12 protein-coding genes are annotated in these 16,580 nt (G+C 70.7%); 7 read left to right on the top strand and 5 right to left on the bottom strand.

From position 1 onward, the window contains the following. Positions 1 to 272 precede the first annotated feature (272 nt). From SRB17_RS13445 to SRB17_RS13430, 5 genes are all read right to left on the bottom strand, one after another. Entirely contained in the window at positions 273 to 1,430 is a 1,158-nt protein-coding gene (locus tag SRB17_RS13445) for an RNA-guided endonuclease InsQ/TnpB family protein (RefSeq protein ID WP_153537907.1), read from the bottom strand. A gap of 174 nt (positions 1,431 to 1,604) precedes the next feature. Further along, complete coding sequence (locus SRB17_RS47580) at positions 1,605 to 2,258, bottom strand: group II intron maturase-specific domain-containing protein (protein ID WP_267133424.1); 654 nt, start codon at positions 2,256 to 2,258, stop codon at positions 1,605 to 1,607. Next, positions 2,242 to 2,637 carry a reverse transcriptase domain-containing protein gene (locus SRB17_RS46240; protein WP_267133432.1) on the bottom strand — a complete coding sequence of 132 codons (396 nt, stop codon included), beginning with the start codon at positions 2,635 to 2,637 and terminating at the stop codon, positions 2,242 to 2,244. The genes SRB17_RS47580 and SRB17_RS46240 overlap by 17 nt, the downstream gene beginning before the upstream one ends. A 45-nt stretch (positions 2,638 to 2,682) precedes the next feature. Then, positions 2,683 to 4,818, bottom strand: a complete 2,136-nt coding sequence (locus SRB17_RS13435; protein ID WP_228396056.1) for a glycoside hydrolase family 3 N-terminal domain-containing protein — start codon at positions 4,816 to 4,818, stop codon at positions 2,683 to 2,685. 424 nt (positions 4,819 to 5,242) lie between these two features. Continuing rightward, on the bottom strand, positions 5,243 to 6,133 hold the full coding sequence (locus SRB17_RS13430) for a helix-turn-helix transcriptional regulator (RefSeq protein ID WP_323375394.1): 891 nt from the start codon (positions 6,131 to 6,133) through the stop codon (positions 5,243 to 5,245). A 130-nt stretch (positions 6,134 to 6,263) separates the two neighbouring features. On the opposite strand from SRB17_RS13430, the gene SRB17_RS13425 reads away from it, so the two are divergent. The 7 genes from SRB17_RS13425 to SRB17_RS13395 all read left to right on the top strand — a co-directional run bounded on the left by SRB17_RS13425 (position 6,264) and on the right by SRB17_RS13395 (position 16,569). Then, on the top strand, positions 6,264 to 7,889 hold the full coding sequence (locus SRB17_RS13425) for an AMP-binding protein (protein ID WP_153537902.1): 1,626 nt from the start codon (positions 6,264 to 6,266) through the stop codon (positions 7,887 to 7,889). Between the two features lie 110 nt (positions 7,890 to 7,999). Further along, on the top strand, positions 8,000 to 9,034 hold the full coding sequence (locus tag SRB17_RS13420; protein ID WP_228395970.1) for an alpha/beta hydrolase: 1,035 nt from the start codon (positions 8,000 to 8,002) through the stop codon (positions 9,032 to 9,034). Positions 9,035 to 9,221: 187 nt separating this feature from the next. Continuing rightward, a complete protein-coding gene (locus SRB17_RS13415) occupies positions 9,222 to 11,234 on the top strand; it encodes a CocE/NonD family hydrolase (protein WP_153537897.1) in 2,013 nt (670 codons plus the stop codon). Then, the gene (locus SRB17_RS13410; RefSeq protein WP_153537895.1) at positions 11,231 to 12,847 is read left to right on the top strand and encodes an ABC transporter substrate-binding protein; all 1,617 of its coding nucleotides are present in this window, start codon (positions 11,231 to 11,233) and stop codon (positions 12,845 to 12,847) included. Before SRB17_RS13415 ends, SRB17_RS13410 begins: the two co-directional genes overlap by 4 nt. A gap of 5 nt (positions 12,848 to 12,852) precedes the next feature. Then, complete coding sequence (locus SRB17_RS13405; protein ID WP_153537893.1) at positions 12,853 to 13,794, top strand: ABC transporter permease; 942 nt, start codon at positions 12,853 to 12,855, stop codon at positions 13,792 to 13,794. Then, on the top strand, positions 13,791 to 15,758 hold the full coding sequence (locus SRB17_RS13400; RefSeq protein ID WP_153537890.1) for a dipeptide/oligopeptide/nickel ABC transporter permease/ATP-binding protein: 1,968 nt from the start codon (positions 13,791 to 13,793) through the stop codon (positions 15,756 to 15,758). Before SRB17_RS13405 ends, SRB17_RS13400 begins: the two co-directional genes overlap by 4 nt. Then, entirely contained in the window at positions 15,730 to 16,569 is an 840-nt protein-coding gene (locus tag SRB17_RS13395) for an ABC transporter ATP-binding protein (protein ID WP_323375392.1), read from the top strand. Before SRB17_RS13400 ends, SRB17_RS13395 begins: the two co-directional genes overlap by 29 nt. Positions 16,570 to 16,580 lie beyond the last annotated feature (11 nt).

The raw sequence follows: 16,580 nt of genomic DNA, 5'->3' as shown, positions 1-16,580 counted from the left end.
ACGACTCAGCTCTCATTCCGCCCGTCAGGTCCTCTGAGGGTGCCATGCGGCCTGGCCGAGTGGTCAAGTGCCCACCTCCATGTACCGGAGCGGTTCCCGGCTTCGGAGGGGCCGACACCGGACATGAAGGGCGCACACCAGAAGTCGCGGCGAATGAAGGCCGACCTGTGGCCCTACAGTTGCTGAGTCAACTTGACCCGGCTCTAAAGGGACCGGGCTTGGAGGTGGCGCCCAACTGGCTGCTGGGTGGGCTCCTCCGTCCAGACACCCCGTTATGGGGTGGCAGGGACGCGTGACTCACGCCCCGCAGTCCACACGTTCTCACCCCTGCGGGCGAGGACGCGGGAAGCGTTCCGGTCGGCGTGCGCAACGACGCCGCACGACCGGCATACGAACGTGGCTTGAGAGATTCGGTTGAGCCGGTCCACGTGGCCGCAGTCGGCGCACTCCTTGGAGGAGTAGGCGGGATCGACGTACACCACGGGCACCCCGGCCCGGCGTGCCTTGTAGACGATGAACTCCCCAAGCTGGGCGAAGGCCCAGGAGTGGAGTGCGACCCGTTGGGGCTTGCGGAGCCGTACCCTCTGCCGGATTCCCTTGAGTTCTTCCAGACAGATTCCGGCGGAGGTGCGTGCAGCCTCGGTCACGATCGTCTTGGCGATGATGTGGTTGGTGTTCTTCACGTGCCGCTGCTCGCGGCGGGAGCGCTCCTTGAGCCTGCGCTTGGTGCTCTTGGTGCGCTTCTTCTGGAGCTTGGCCCGCAGGGCGAGCTGACGCTTGCGGTACCGGGTGAGTTGCCGTCCGGTGGCCTGGTAGCCGGTGGACGTGGTGGCGATGTTCACGATCCCGAGGTCCACGCCGATGAAGTGGTCAGGTTCGTACGGGGCGGCCTCGGGAATCTCGCACGTGGCGATCAGGTAGAAGGCGCCGTCACGCTCGATCAGGTCGCTCTCGCCCTTGCGGTACCGCTGGAGCACCTTGAGCGCGTCAGCCGAGCACACGAACCGGACCTTCTTGATCCGACCCCGCATGGTCCAGATGGACACCGTTTGCTGGTCGTACTGCCAGCTCAAACACCGGTCGTCATACGGCTGCGCAGCATCGGGCCGGAACATGATCGGCTTGGACTGCGCCTTGATCCGGCGCTTCGACGTCGACTTGCCGAGGTTCCCGGCATGGATGTTGGCGCGCAGCGTGGTGTAGGCATCGCGCACCTTCTTGATGACGTGCTGCGCGGCCTGCGCCCCCAGCCCGGAGGCTTTGAGGTGGGCGTACGTGTGCTTGCGCAACTCGTACTCACGGGGAACGTCGTTGACGAAGGCGACTTCGGAAACCCAGCACGCCAGGTCGTTGGCCGTGCGCAGAGTGGAGCGCAGCGCGGCGGCATGGTCGGCCTCCGGCATCAGCTTCACCTGCGTCACGATCTTCATACCGGCAACCTACAGTGCCGCACTGACAACGCCTCAGGCCGACAGTGCAGACCCGTGCGAACAAACAGGTCACCCCATCCAGAGAAGATCGGGTAGGGAGGCCGGTTCTCCCGGCCCCCCCTCCCACACCACCGGACATGCGGGCCTCGCATCCGGCGGTTCGTTCAGTTGATCTCAGGCGGTCCTGAGACGCTGCCACAATGCGGCAAAGGACTTGTAGCCCTCAGCGTCCCAGTAGGCGTTGTCCAGGGCGCGGCTCATTTCAATGGAGAGAGATGCTTTCCACTTCCGGTGTCCGGCGACCAACCGCACGTCATCGGGCACCTCTTGGCCAAGCCTTCGCACCATGCGGACTCGGTTGGTGGTTTCGATCCATCGCACCTGGCGAAGCCTCCGGCGGGTCCACTCATCGAGTTGCTTGAACGTCCAAGAGGAGTCCGCAACCTTGAAGTAGGCAACCCGTCCAGTCATGAACCTCCGCAGCTTCTCCAGTCGGTGGTCCATGGACACTCCCCAGGACCTAGAAGTGATCGTCCGGACCGTCTTCTTCAGGCGGTAGACCGCCTTCCGGTCAATCCGGATCCTCACCGGCCCTTTCCCACCGGCTCGGTAGTAGCCAAACCCGAAGAGGGAGACCTTGAACGCTGGAGCCGCTTTGGATTTCTCCCGGTTCACTTTCAGCTTCAGCCGCATCTCGATGAAGGTCGTAACCGACGCGAGCACGCGGCTGGCCGGCCGCTCCGAACGGACGAAGATCATGACATCGTCCGCGTAACGTACGAAGCGGAGGCTGCGCTTGAAGAGTTCGCGGTCAAGGTCGTCCAACATGATGTTGGAAAGCAACCGGGGAAAGCGGGGAGCCTTGCGGCGTCCCCTCCTCCGATGCCACGACCGACCCCTCGGCCATGATGCCGGCCTCCAGGTATCGGCGAATCAGCTTCAGGACCTTCTTGTCCTCCACCCGGCGGGCCACTCGCGCCATGAGCGCGTCGTGATTCACACGGTCGAAGAACTTGTCCAGATCCAGGTCCACCGCCCAGCAGTTCCCGTCCTCGACCGCCCGCTTTCCGACCTTCACGACCTGGTGGGCTGAGCGTCCCGTACGGAACCCGAACGACGCCCCGGAGAAATGAGGGTCGAAGACGGGCACGAGGGCCTGCGCAATAGCCTGCTGAATCAGTCGATCCAGCACACGTGGGACACCCATGTCTCGGCCTGCGCTGAACGGGCGGGCGACAGTCACACGGTGAGGTCACTTGATGGTGAGTGTGCAGGCCGTGGTCGTCGTGTGGGAGCTGTTGCTCAGGTGGATGTGGATGTCGCCGGATTCGACGAGGAACTCGCCCTCGGGGGCGTTCGTCCAGTAGCCGAAGTCCTCTGCGCCGAGGGTAAAGGTCACTGTGGCGCTTCGGCCTGCGGGAAGGTGGATGCGGCGGAAGGCTCGCAGACGACGAACGGGCTGGACGAGGCTTGCCACAGGGTCGTGGATGTAGAGCTGCACGACCTCGTCGCCGGCGCGGGCGCCGGTGTTGCTTACCGTCACGGAGGCTGTGACGGTGGCTCCTTCGAGGAGGGCCTGGGGGCTGAGGGCCATGGTGTCCAAGGTGGGCCGGCCGAGCTCGAACGTGGTGTAGCTGAGGCCGTGGCCGAAGGGGAACCGCGGTCCGTGGTCCAGGTCGAGGTACCGCGAACCGTAGCGCGGGGGCTGGGGTTCGGGGCCGCACGGGCGGCCGGTGTTCTCGTGGTTGTAGTGGATGGGGATCTGGCCTGTGGATCGGGGAAAGGACACCGGGAGTTTGGCACCCGGGTTGACGGCGCCGAACAGTACGTCGGCCACGGCGTGGCCGGCTTCGAGGCCCGGGTGCCAGGCGACCAGCACCGCCGGCACCACGTCGAGCCAGTCGCCGAGGGCGAGGGGGCGGCCGCAGGTCAGTACGACGACGCAGGGGCGGCCCGTGCCGGCGATCGCGGCGACGAGGCGGTCTTGCTGGCCGGGCAGGCCGATGGCGCTGCGCGAGCCGCCTTCGCCGCTCAGGGCCGCCGGCTCGCCGGCCACGACAACGGTCAGGTCGGAGGCCTCGGCCGCGGCGACGGCGGCCGCGATTCCGGACGTGTCCTGGCCCTGCGGGTCGACTCCCTTTGCGCAACGGATCTTTGCTCCCGGCATGGCCTGTCGGATGCCGTCCGCCACGGTGACGGCGGGGAAGGCGGCGGCGGCGGGCCCCGCCCACGCGCCGTTGAGGTCGGTCGACTCGGCGAACGGGCCGACCACCGCGATCGAGGCGACCTCTCGCGGAAGGGGAAGTGCGCTGCGCTCGTTCTTGAGCAGCACCATGGAGCGGGCGGCGGCTGCCCGCGCGGCGCGGCGAGCGTGCGCGGACGGGGTACGGATCTCTGTACGCTCGTCCGTGTAGGGGTGGTCGAAGAGACCGAGCCGGAACTTCAGGCGCAGCACCCGTGCCACCGCGTCGTCCAGACGGCCGGCCGTGAGGTGGCCGCCCGCCAGCAGTCTCGCACCGTGGTCGGCGAAGCAGGTGCTGACCATCTCCATGTCGACACCGGCGCCGAGGGCGAGCCGGGCGGCGTGCGCGGGGTCGGCGGCGAAGCCGTGGGGCACCAGTTCCGCGACGCCCGTCCAGTCGCTGACCACGACGCCGGCGAAGCACCAGTCCCGCTTGAGGATGTCGGTGAGCGTATGGGCGTTGGCGTGGGCCGGTACTCCGCTGAGGGTGTTGAACGCGGCCATGACCGTGGCCACACCTGCCTCGACGGCCGCCCGGAACGGTGGCAGGTGGAGGTTTCGCAACCGTGATTCGGACAGGTCCACCGTGTTGTACTCGCGGCCGCCCTCGACCGCGCCGTAACCGACGAAGTGCTTGGCGCAGGCGGCCATCCGGTCCCGTGCGATCCGTCCGGCGCCGGCGCCTTGGTATCCACGGATCTTGGCGGTCGCGAAGATTGCTGTGAGGCAGGGATCCTCGCCGCAGCTCTCGGAGATCCGACCCCAGCGCGGCTCGGCGGTGACGTCCGTCATGGGAGAGAACGCCCAGTGGACTCCGGCCGACCGCGCCTCCTGCGCGGAGATCCGGGCCTCCTGCTCGGCGATGTCCGGGTCGAAACTCGCCGCCTGGGCCAGCGAGATGGGGAAGGTGGTCCGGAATCCGTGGACGACGTCCATGCCGAAGACCAGCGGAATGCCGAGCCGGCTCTCCTCGACGGCCACGCGCTGGAGGTCGTTGGTTCTGCGGGCACCGTGGAGGTTCAGTACGGACCCCAGCCGGCCGGCGCGCGCGGCATGTCTCACGAGGTGTGACTGGTCGTCGCCGGGCCCGGTGTCGGCGGTCCAGGCGAGTTGCTGGAGCTGGCCCAGTTTCTCGTCGAGGGTCATCCGCGCGAGCAGATCGCAGATCTCGCTCTCGTACGGGGCGGCGTGGTGCTTGCCGGCGTGCTGTGCGACCTGGTCCTTGCCGGCGTGCGGTGCGACCTGGTCCTCGTCGGCGTGTGGTGCGGCGTGGCCGATGGCGTCGTTCGGCACAGTGCGGTCCATGGCGTCGTCTCCTGGGGTGCGAGTGCCCGGTGCGTGTGCACGCAGGACCGCTCGGCGCGCGGGGCGGGCGGCTGTGGTGCGTGGTGTGCCACGGGCACGGGGGAACCGGCGCTGTGCGCCGGGGAGATGAGCGGCGGACCGACGTCCTGACACGGCGGTTCCACTGGGCCGGGAACGATAGTGCACCGGGCCGGTGTCACGTCAACTCCGGGCCGGGCCGGGGGCCCACGGTGAGCCGAGGCCCGGGTGCGTGGAGCCGGTCCTGTCAGGGCAGCAGGCCGCGGCGCCGTGCCGCGACCACTGCCTCCAGCCGGGAGCGTGCCTGGAGTTTGCGTGTGGCGCTGCGCAGATAGCTCTTCACCGTCTCGACGGTGATGCCGAGGTCGGCGGCGACCTGCGGGTTCGTCCAGCCCAGAGCGACGCAGGCGAGCACGTCCACCTCGCGGTCCGACAGCGGTGCTGTCTGGCGTCGCACTGCCGTGCCGGCCGCTGGGCGGGCGTCGCCGCCGGCCGTGGAGAGCTTGTGGCACACCGCCTCGATGCGCTCCCGCAGCGTCGGGTCCTCGGTGTTCTTGGCCAGGATCCGCAGCTCCGCGTAGGCCTCGCGGAGCTGTTCCCGCTGGGTTCCGGCCGGCTCGTGGGTTCCCGCCGCCGTCCTCGGCTCCGGCACCCGCTCGTCGAGCCAGCGCAGTCGCCGCGCGAGTTCGTCGTCGACCGCCAGGTCCTGCTCCAGCTCCCGGGCCATCTCCATGACGGAGTGGACCGTACGGTCCCCGAGCGGTGTGGCGCTGCGGACGGCGCCGTACAGCACACCGCGCACCCGGCCGCGTACCACCAGGGGCACGGCGACCAGGGCGCGCAGGCATTCGGCCTGGATGATGTGGTCGTAGTGGTGGCTGATGCCCGGTGAGCCCACGTAGTCGTTGACCAGTTGCGGTCGGCGCCGTGTCACCACCTTGCCGCCGAGTCCGCGCCCGGGGTCGAGGACGGCCCCGCGCAGCGCCCCCGCGATGGCTCCGACGAACTGCGTGAGCTGCAGTTGCATGTCGCTGTTGACCGCTCCGCCGAAGGTGAGGGGCAGGTCGGTGGCATCCCGCAGCCGGGCGAGTGTGCGCTGTATCCGGGTCTGGTCGTCTGCTGCCACAGAGCGGTTCACGCCGCCTCCTGGAATGAGCCGCGTCGGCGGGGGCCTCCCCCTCAGTCGGGGGTACCTGGCCCTGCCACCGCGCCGGAAACATCTGGTTAACAGTCGGGCATCAAGGTGCCCCATGGATCCGGGAGTCGCAATGACTTTGCCACACGAACGCGTCGCGGGGACCCTGGCGGCGGTCGCCGGTCCGGACGCCGTCGCCGCCGAGTTGCTGTGCGACCGCCATCCGCCGGAGGCCGTCGCCGTGCGGGTGGTCGAGCCGGACCTCACCAGCACCGACCTGACCTACGGCGACCTGCACGACCGCTCGGCACGGCTGGCAACCGCGTTGGCCGGGCTGGGCGTCGAGGCGGGCGACCGGGTGGCCACGCTGATGGCCAAGTCGGCCGACCTGGTCGTGGCGGCCCTGGCGATCTGGCGGCTCGGGGCGGTGCAGGTCCCGCTGTTCACCGCCTTCGCCCGGCCCGCGATCGCCTTGCGGATCACCGGCAACGGCACCAAGGCGGTGCTCTGCGATCCGTCGCAGCGGCCCAAACTCGCTCCGGGCGATGGCATACCGGACGCCCCCGAATGGCGGGTCATCACCACCGGGGCCGCCACCGGAACCGACCTCGCCCTGCACGACCTGCTCACGGCGGAGCCCTGGCCGGAGCCCGTGGCCGTCGGGGACGACGGAATCCTCGTCGAGCTGTTCACCTCGGGCACGACCGGCGCCCCGAAGGCCGTACCGCTTCCGCTGCGGGCCGTGGCGGCGATCCTCATATACCAGGAGTACGGTCTCGACCACCGCCCCGACGACGTCTTCTGGAACGCGGCGGACCCCGGCTGGGCGTACGGCCTGTACTACGGGCTGATCGGCCCGCTCGCCCTCGGCCGGACCACACACCTGCTGCGCAGCACGTTCTCTCCGGAGCTGACCTGGTCCGTCCTGGCGAGGTACCGCGTCACCAACTTCACCGCAGGACCCACGGTGTTCCGCGCGCTGCGCGACCACGCCACCACGCGGACCGAGCCCCTCGCGCTACGGCACTGCTCCTCGGCCGGTGAGCCGCTCGGCGCGGACGTCGTCGCCTGGGCCGAGCGGACGCTGGGGGTGCCCGTGCGCGACCACTACGGTCAGACCGAGCTCGGCATGGTCGTGGCCAACGCCTGGCATCCCGAGATCGCGGCGCCGCTGCGGCCCGGTTCGATGGGCCGTGCGCTACCCGGCTGGCGTCTCGACGTGCTGCGGCCGGACGCGGACGAACCCGCGCCGCGCGGTATGACGGGCCGGCTCGCGGTCGACGTGGAGTCGAGCCCACTGATGTGGTTCACCGGCTACCGCGATGCCCCTGCGCGTACCGCGGAACGCTTCACCGCCGATGGCCGCTGGTACCTCACCGGCGACGCGGCGGCCCAGGACGACGACGGCTATCTCACCTTCGCCTCACGCGACGACGACGTGATCCTGATGGCCGGTTACCGCATCGGCCCGTACGAGGTGGAGAGCCTGCTGGAGCGGCACGAAGCCGTGGCGGAGGCCGCTGTCGTCGGCGCCCCGGACGACCTGCGGGGCGAGATCGTTGTCGCCCACGTGGTGCTGCGGCAGGGCGCCGAGCCGGGCGACGCGCTGGTGAACGAGCTCCAAAAGCATGTGAAGACGCATCTCGCCGCACATGCCTACCCGCGTGAGATCCGTTTCGTGAACCAACTGCCCCGGACTCCCAGCGGCAAGCTCCAGCGCTATCTGCTCCGCGAGAGCGGCGGCTCCCAGCAGTCCTGATCCGCGCCCGACTCCCCGGGCCCTGCCACCCCTCCTCCCTTGCGTCCCTTCCCCTTCCCCCATTCCCTCCCGTTCCTTTTCCACCGTCCCAGGAGGCGACGATGCCCCACATGGACAGACGCAGGTTTCTCACGAGTGCCGCCGCAGCCGCTTCAGCGGTCGTGTTGACGGCCGGCCCCGCCCGGGCCGAGGCTCTGCCGGCCCGGCACGCGGCCAAGAAGGCACGGCGCACGGCCGGCGCATTCGGCGACGCCCGCGTCGTGGCCGAGACCTACGTCGATCCCCGGACCCTCGACCTCACCATCGACTCCCCCGCTCTCGCCGACCCGGCGGTGAAGGTGCGGCTGCTGCTGCCGCCGGGCTGGACCCCGAACCCGGCCCGCACCTGGCCGGTGCTGTATCTGCTGCACGGCGCGGGCGACGACTACTCGTCCTGGACCCGCTCCACCGACGTCGCCGCGCTGACGCAGGACACCGGCGTCCTCGTGGTCATGCCGACCGGTGGCCGCGCCGGTTTCTACTCCGACTGGTGGAACCACGGATTCGGCGGCGCTCCGGCCTGGGAGACGTTCCACCTCGTCGAGCTGGTACGCATCCTGGAAGGCGGCTACGGCGCCGGCACACGGCGCGTCATCGCCGGTCTGTCGATGGGTGGCTTCGGCGCAATGTCGTACGCGGCCCGCCACCCCGGCATGTTCCGTGCCGCGGCCGCGTACAGCGGTGTCGTCCACACCACGTACACCGGGCCGCACGCCCCGAGCCCGTTCGACGGCCCCGCGCTCGTGCGGGGCACCCTCCAGGTGGAGGGGTTCGACCCGGACGCGCTGTGGGGCGACCCGGCCGTCGACCCGGGACGGTGGGCAGCGCACAATCCGTACGACCTCGCGTACCTGCTCAAGGACATCCCGCTGTACGTCTCCAGCGGCAACGGCCAGCCCGGCCCCTTCGAGCCGCCGGGCACACCGGCCGACCCCAACATCGAACCGCTGATCGAGATCATGACCGAGGCGTTCGTCGACCGCCTGCACCAGGTCGGCGCGAACATCACCGCCAACCTCTACGGCCCCGGTATCCACAACTGGCCTTACTGGGAGCGCGAGTTGCACGCGTCCTTCCCGCTCCTGATGAACGCGGCCGGCGTCTGACCTGACGCGGACCCGACCGTGAAGAGGGGTTCCGCGTGCCCGGCCTGACACGAGCACGCGGAACCGCCTCGACGCCTCGCCATCCGTTTCCCGACACCGACACACAGAAACGCAGGCACACCGACACACCGACACGACCACGGCCACGCAGGCACAGGACACACCCTGCTCGTGGCGAGAGGCCACCATGAACGCACCCGAACCTCCCCTCGAAGGCCCGGGCCACCGCTACGACGTCATCGTGCACCGCGACGTCCGCATCCCCACGGCCGATCCCGATGTCACGCTCTCCGGCGACCTGTTCCTGCCCGAGGGCGCCGCCCCCGCACCGCTCCTCCTCACGCTTCTCCCCTACCGCCGCGACGTCGCCGCACTGTCCGGCTCCGCCGCCTTCCGCTGGTTCGCCTCGCGCGGCTACCCCTCGCTGCTGGTGGACCTGCGCGGTCTCGGGTCCTCCGACGGCGTTCGCAGGCCACCGTTCCACCCGCAGGAGGCGGACGACGCACTCGACGCCATCGCCTGGGCCCGCCGGCAGCCCTGGTGCGACGGCAGGGTCGGCATGTGGGGCGGCTCCTACGGCGGGATGACGACGATGCGCACCGCGGCCCGGCGCCCCGCCGCACTGCGGGCGATCGTCGTACTCGAAAGCACGGACGACCCGGGCCACGACTTCGTCCACCCCGGTGGCACACGCGGCGCGCTCGGCCCCCTCGGCCTGTGGTCGATGACCATGCTGCTCGGTCAGCTGCTGCCGCCGCTCGACGACTACGCGGACCTGACCGAGCGCGCGCGCTGGCGCTCTCGCCGCAGCGAGCGCCCGCACCTGCTCGACCTCTTCGGCTCGGGCCCCGGCGACCCGGTGTGGGACCGCGCACGCATCGACGCGGCGGCGATCGACGTCCCCGCGCTGTGCTTCGCCGGCTGGCGCGACCTGTTCTGCGAGGGCACGCTGCGCGCGTACGAGAAGATGACCGGGCCGAAGCGGCTGATCGCCGGACCCTGGCTGCACACCATGCCCCACGAATCGCCGCACGTGCCCGTCGACTTCCTCGAGCTCGCGCTGGCCTGGTGGGACCGGTGGCTGCGCGACGAGCCGAACGGCGCGGACAAGGCTCCGCCCGTCAGCGTGTACGTCGAGGGAGGCGGCGCACCGCGTTGGCTGGGTCTGCAGGACTGGCCCACGGGCGACACCGCCGTTCCGGTGGATCCGGCCGGCTGGACGCGCACCGAGGCGGTGCGGCCCGATCCGGCGACCGGCGCCCTCAGCGGCCTGTGGGCCGTACCGGCCGGGCCCTTCGGCCTCCCTCTCGACCAGCACGACGACGACACGCACAGCCTGTGCCTGACATCGCCGCCGTGTCGCGAGCCGCAACTGCTGTGCGGGCGTCCCGTGGTCACCGTCACCGCGCCCTGGCCACGCCTGTCGGTGAAGCTGACGGACGTGGATCCGATGGGCCGTTCCACCCTGGTCTGCGCGGGTCTGTGGGCCGGGGGGCCGCTCGATGGCGGCACCGTCGACGTCACACTCGGCCCGACGACGTACGAGCTGCCTCGCGGACACCGGCTGCGCATCGCGGTCGCGCCGGGCGACTTCCCCCGAGTCTGGCCGCAAGAGCCGGGCCGCGGCGAGGTGTGGCCCGAGGTGACCGGGCTCGTGTTCCCCGTCCTGCCCGTGGAGCGCGTCGAGGCCGCCGGCGTGCTCGACTTCCCGGCCCCGGACCCGAGTTCGCTCCTGGAGTTGCTGTCCGTACCCACCGGCACGGTCTCCGAATCCCCGGCCACGGGCACGGGCACGGCACCCGCTCCCGCGGCCGCCGCGTCCGCTCCCGACCCACCCGTCTGGGAGATCGCCGACGACCACCTCGGCAACACGGTTTCCGTACGCATCGCCCTGAGCGACGACGGACCGGCCGTACCGCACACTCACGGCCGCGCCCACCGCATGCGCGGCCGGCAGGAGATCACCGCGACGGCCCACCGCGTGCAGCCGGAGGCCGCCTCCGTCACCGTCAGCGCCTCCGGCGAAGTGCACACCGACACCGGTCACCGCATCACCGTCGACGCCGACATCACCGCCCAGGCCTCCGGTGTGCGGGCCGGCGGCCGGATCACGCTCGACGGTCACCTGCTGTTCGACCGCCGGTGGACGGCCGACCTGCCTGACCCGCCCGCCCTCCCACACGACAGGAGCACACGATGAGCACCGCATCCCTCGGCGGGACACTCCCCGCCGGCCTCGCCGAAGACCCGGCACCGGGCCTGCCAGGCCTCTCGCGACGGCGGTTCGCGGCCACGGCCACCGTGCTCGCCTCCGGGCTGACGCTGACCGCCTGCAGCGGCGGCGACGGCTCCGCCGGCTCCCCGACCTCGCACAGCACCCTGCGCATGGGACAGTTCTGGCCGCCCGTCAGTCTCGACCCCGCCAAGGCCGGCGGCGAGTCGCTGTTCTACCTCAACCCTGCCTACGACCCGCTGATCCACCGCGCCGCCGACGGCAGCCTGCAACCGCGCCTGGCGACCTCGTGGAGGTACCTCGGCAAGGGCAACACCGCCTTCGAGATCAAGCTCCGTGCGGGCGTGACCTTCAGCGACGGCGCGCCACTCGACGCCGAGGCGGTCCAGCGGAACATCGCGTACTTCAAGAAGGCGGCGGGCCAGGCGGCGGCCTTCCTCGCGCCCGTCTCCAGGGTGGAGGCACTCGACGAGCACACGGTCCACCTCGGCCTTTCCCAGCCGCACCCCTTGCTGCCGGCACTCTTCACCCAGGACTACTTCGCAGGCAACCTGATCAGCCCCCGAGCGCTCGCCGATCCGGGCAGACTCGCGAGCCGTACCTGCGGTGCGGGCCCCTACATGCTGGCTCCCGCCGAGACGGTGATGGGCGACCACTACACCTACGTGCCCAACCCGAGGTACTGGAACGCCAGGGACCGCCACTACGGCAAGATCGTCATCAAGGTCCTGCCCAACGAGAACACCGCCCTCGCCGCGCTCAAGACCGGCCAGGTCGATGTCATCTCCGGAAGCTACGCGATCGCCGCCGGCGCGGCGCGCGCAGGCCTGAAGGTCGCCTCCAGCCCCAACATCGTCATGGGCATCCAGCTCAACGACCGCACCGGGAAGCTGAGCCCGCCGCTGCGTGACGTCCGGGTGCGGCAGGCCCTCAACTACGCCGTGGACCGAGAGAAGATCACCAAGGCATTGCTCGGCGCGTACGGCACACCCACCGACCAGCCCGCGGTTCCCGGTCAGGACGGCCACAACGACACCGTCTTCTACCCCCACGACCCGCTCAAGGCCAAGCAGCTTCTGACCGCGGCCGGGCACGCCGACGGCTTCACCCTGCCGGTGGTCATCCCGTCGACCCCCGCGTTCCCCGGGGAGATCGCCCAGGCCATGGCCGCCGACCTGGAGAAGGTCGGCGTCCGGATGCGGATCACAGCGAAGGAACCCACCAGCGCGGCGCAGGAGATCACCAAGTATCCGGCGTCGACGATGGGTTGGGGTGCGCTGCCGGTCTACTTCATGGGCCGGGGGCTGTGGCTGCGGGACGCCGTCGGCATGAACCCCTTCCACAGCTCCGATCCCGAGCTGGAGCGACTGGACCGGCAGGCGGCCGCCGCGGACGAGAAGACCCGCGCCGGGCTGGACCGGGACATCGTCCGGCGGGTGGTGGAACAGGCCTGGTTCCTGCCGGTGTGCCTGAGTCCGGTGTTCCTCTTCCACCGCGACAGCGTGCGGATCGAGGTGACGCGGGACAGGCCGTTCCCGAGCCTCGTCGACTGGCGCCCGGCGGCGGACCCGGGAGCCTGAACCCCATGCTGCGGTTGATCACACGTCGGCTGCTCGTCTCGGCCGTGCTCGTCCTCCTGGTCTCACTGCTGACGTTCCTGCTCCAGGCGGCGGCTCCCGGAGACACCGCCCGCACGATCCTGGGTGATCACTACAGCCCCGAGGCCCACCGACTCCTGACCCACCAACTTCACCTGGACGAGCCGGTGTTGGTTCAGTACACGCATTGGCTGGGACAGGCGCTGCGCGGCAACCTGGGCTCCTCACCGATCAGCGGACTCGACGTCGGTGCGGAGATCACGGGCCGTCTGCCGGTGACGCTCTCGCTGATCGTGTGCACCACCACCGTCACGGCCGTGCTCGGGGTGGCAGTGGGTGTGCTGAGCGCGGTGCGCGGCGGGCGTATCGGCCGTGCCGTGGACCTGGCGTCGCTCATCGGGTACGCGTTGCCGGGCTTCTGGCTGGCACTGGTCCTGGTCGCGCTGTTCGCCGTGGCCGTGCCGCTGTTTCCCGCGACCGGGTACGTGGCCTTCACCGACGCCCCCGGCGGGTGGGCGCACAGTCTCGTGCTGCCGGTGGTCACCCTGGCGCTGCCCGGCATCGCGGTGTTCGCCAAACAGACACGGGACGCGATGCTCGAGGCCCTGTCCCAGGACTTCGTCACCACGCTGCGCGCGAACGGGGCCTCCCGCGCCTCGGTCGTCCTGCGGCACGCGCTGCGCAACGCGGCCATTCCCGTGGTGACGCTGGTCGGCCTCACCTCCGTCGGCCTGCTGAGCGGCACCGTCTTCGTCGAGGCCGTCTTCGCCATGCCCGGTCTCGGCGGTCTTGCCGCGCAGGCCACGACCCAGCACGACATCCCCGTGATCCAAGGCGTGGTCGTGGTGTTCACACTCGTGGTCGTCGCCGTGAACCTGGCCGTCGATCTCACCTACGCCTGGCTCAATCCCAAGGTGCGTGTGCCATGACCGAACCGCCCTCCACCGAACGACGCCGCCGGCCCGCACCGGTTCTGCGCACCGTCCTGCGACGCCCAGCCGCCCTGGTGTGCCTGACGTACCTCGCGCTGCTGGTCCTGGCGTCCCTCACGGCTCCGTGGCTCGCGCCGCACGGCCCGACCGCCACCGACCTGGACCACGTCCTCACCGGTCCGAGCACGCAGCATCCGCTGGGCACCGACAACCTGGGCAGAGACGTGCTCAGCCGCCTCATGTACGGCGGCCGTCCCAGCCTGACGGACGCCGCCGTGGCCACCTCGACCGTGCTCGTCGTCGGCGCCGGCTGCGGAGTCACGGCCGGTTTCCTCGGCGGCTGGTTCGACCGGGTCTTCTGCTGGGCGGTGGACCTCATGCTCGCGATCCCCGTCCTGGTCACCCTGCTCGTCGTTCTCGCCGTCGTCGGCGACCACCAAGTCCTGGCGATGACCGTGCTCGGGGTGCTGGTCGCCCCCGGCGTCGCACGGGTGGTGCGGGGTGCCACCCTGGCCGTACGAGAGGAGTTGTACGTCGCGGCGGCCCGAGTGAGCGGTCTGGCCCGGCGTCATGTGCTCGTGCGTCATGTGCTGCCGCGCGTGGCGGGGCCGGTCGTCATTCAGGTCTCGCTGTTCGCCGGCGGGGCCCTGATGATCGACGCGGGTCTGAGCTATCTGGGCTTCGGAGCCGACCCGCCCACGCCCACCTGGGGCAACATGATCGCCGACGCGGCAGCCGTGACCGACCGGCAGCCATGGCTCCTCGCACCGCCCGGCGTCGTGCTCGGTCTGGCGATCCTGGCGTGCGGGGTGCTCGGCGACGCCGTTCGGGACGCCGGTGCGGGCCGGTCCACCCCGGCCGCGTCCCGCTCACGGCCATCGCGGAACCCGGAGTCCAGGCCCGGCGGGAACGCTTCGCACACGCCGGTACCCGGATCGGGCACGGACTCCTCCCCCGCCCTGCTGTCGATCCGCGACGCCACCATCGCACTCCCGGGGCCCCATGGCATGACCAACGTCGTCGAGGACCTGGACCTCGACATCGGCCGCGGTGAGACCGTGGGCCTGGTCGGCGAGTCGGGCTGTGGCAAGTCCATCACCGGCCGGGCGGTCCTGGGACTCCTGCCCGGCCGGGGCGAGTGCACCGCGGGCAGCATCGTCTTCGACGGCATCGAGCTCGTGGGCGCGGACCCGCGGACCGTCCGCGCGTTGCGGGGCAGGCGTATCGCGCTGGTCTCACAGACTCCGCTCACGTCCCTCGACCCCGTGATCCCGGTGGGCAGACAGATCGCGGAGCTGGTACGCCGCCATCACGGCGGCACGCGCCGGGCCGCCCGTGCCAGGGCCGTCGAGCTGCTGCGTGCCGTACGCGTCGCCGAGCCCGAACAGGTCGCCACCCGCCATGTCCACGAGCTCTCCGGCGGGATGGCGCAGCGCGTCGCCATCGCCCTGGCCCTGGCCGGGGAGCCGGACCTCCTGATCGCCGACGAGCCCACCACCGCACTCGACGCGAGCGTACGTGCCGAAGTTCTCGACCTGCTCCGGCAGGTGCAGCGCGAGCGCGCCCTGGCGGTCCTGCTCATCAGCCACGATTGGAAGGTCGTCTCCCGGATGTGCCGGCGGACGTACGTGATGTACGCCGGCCAGGTCGTCGAGTCGGGCCGGACGGCCGATCTGCTCGCGCGCCCGCTGCACCCCTACACGGCCGGGCTGCTCGCCTCGGCGCCCGGCCGCGCCGCTCCCCGCGAGCCACTGCGGGCGATCCCCGGCACGGTTCCGGCTCCCCACGAGTGGCCGCAGGGCTGCCATTTCGCCGCCCGCTGTGCGCTCGCGACGCCCGCCTGCGCCGCGGCGACCGTTGCCCTGCTGGAACCCGCGCCCGACCGCGGCACCCGCTGCCTGCGGCACACCGAACTCGGCGAAGGAGACGACCGTGACCGAGCGACCGCCGTACCCTCCTGACGCCAATGTGGCCGAGCGGCCACCGCCCACCGCGGCCGAGCCGCTGCTGGAGGTGCACGACCTGAGCGTCTCCTACGGGCGGCGCGGCCGGATCCGGGGCCCACTGCGCCCCGCCGTCGACGGTGTCACCCTGCGCCTCTCCCGCGGGGAAACCCTGGGCCTACTGGGCGAGTCGGGCTCCGGTAAGTCCACGATCGGCAACGCGATCCTGGGCCTGGTGCGGCCCACCGCAGGGCGCATCGTCTTCCACGGCGCCGTCCACGACGAGGACATCACGCACGCACCGCCCGCGCGGCGCCGCCGGCTCGCCCGGCACATCCAGGTGGTGTTCCAGGACCCCTACGGTTCGCTCAACCCCTCACGCACCATCGGCCAGACCTTGAGCGAGCCCTTGCACGTCACGCGGCGGCACACCCGCAGCCAGGCCGCGGCACGGGTGAGTGACACCCTGAACCTGGTCGGTCTGACCGCGGACGCCGCCGAGCGATACCCTGCCGCCTTCTCCGGGGGACAGCGCCAGCGCATCGCCATCGCCCGCGCCATCGTCCTCGAACCCGACCTGATCGTCTGCGACGAGCCGACCAGCGCCCTGGACCTGTCCGTGCAGGCGCACGTCCTCAACCTGCTCGTCGAACTCCAACACACCCTCGGTGTCGCGTACCTCTTCATCTCCCACGACCTCGACGTGATCCGCCACATCGCGCACCGCGCGGCCGTTGTGCGCCGCGGAACCCTCGTCGAGGAGGGCACCGCCCACCAGCTCACCACCCGCCCGTCCCACCCCTACACACAGACCCTCCTGACAGCTTGAGGAGCAGCACG

It is taken from the genome of Streptomyces sp. RB17 (assembly GCF_009604455.1).
Classification (GTDB): domain Bacteria; phylum Actinomycetota; class Actinomycetes; order Streptomycetales; family Streptomycetaceae; genus Streptomyces.
Note: the sequence above shows the minus strand (reverse complement) of the source record. Positions and strands in the feature narration are given on the sequence as shown.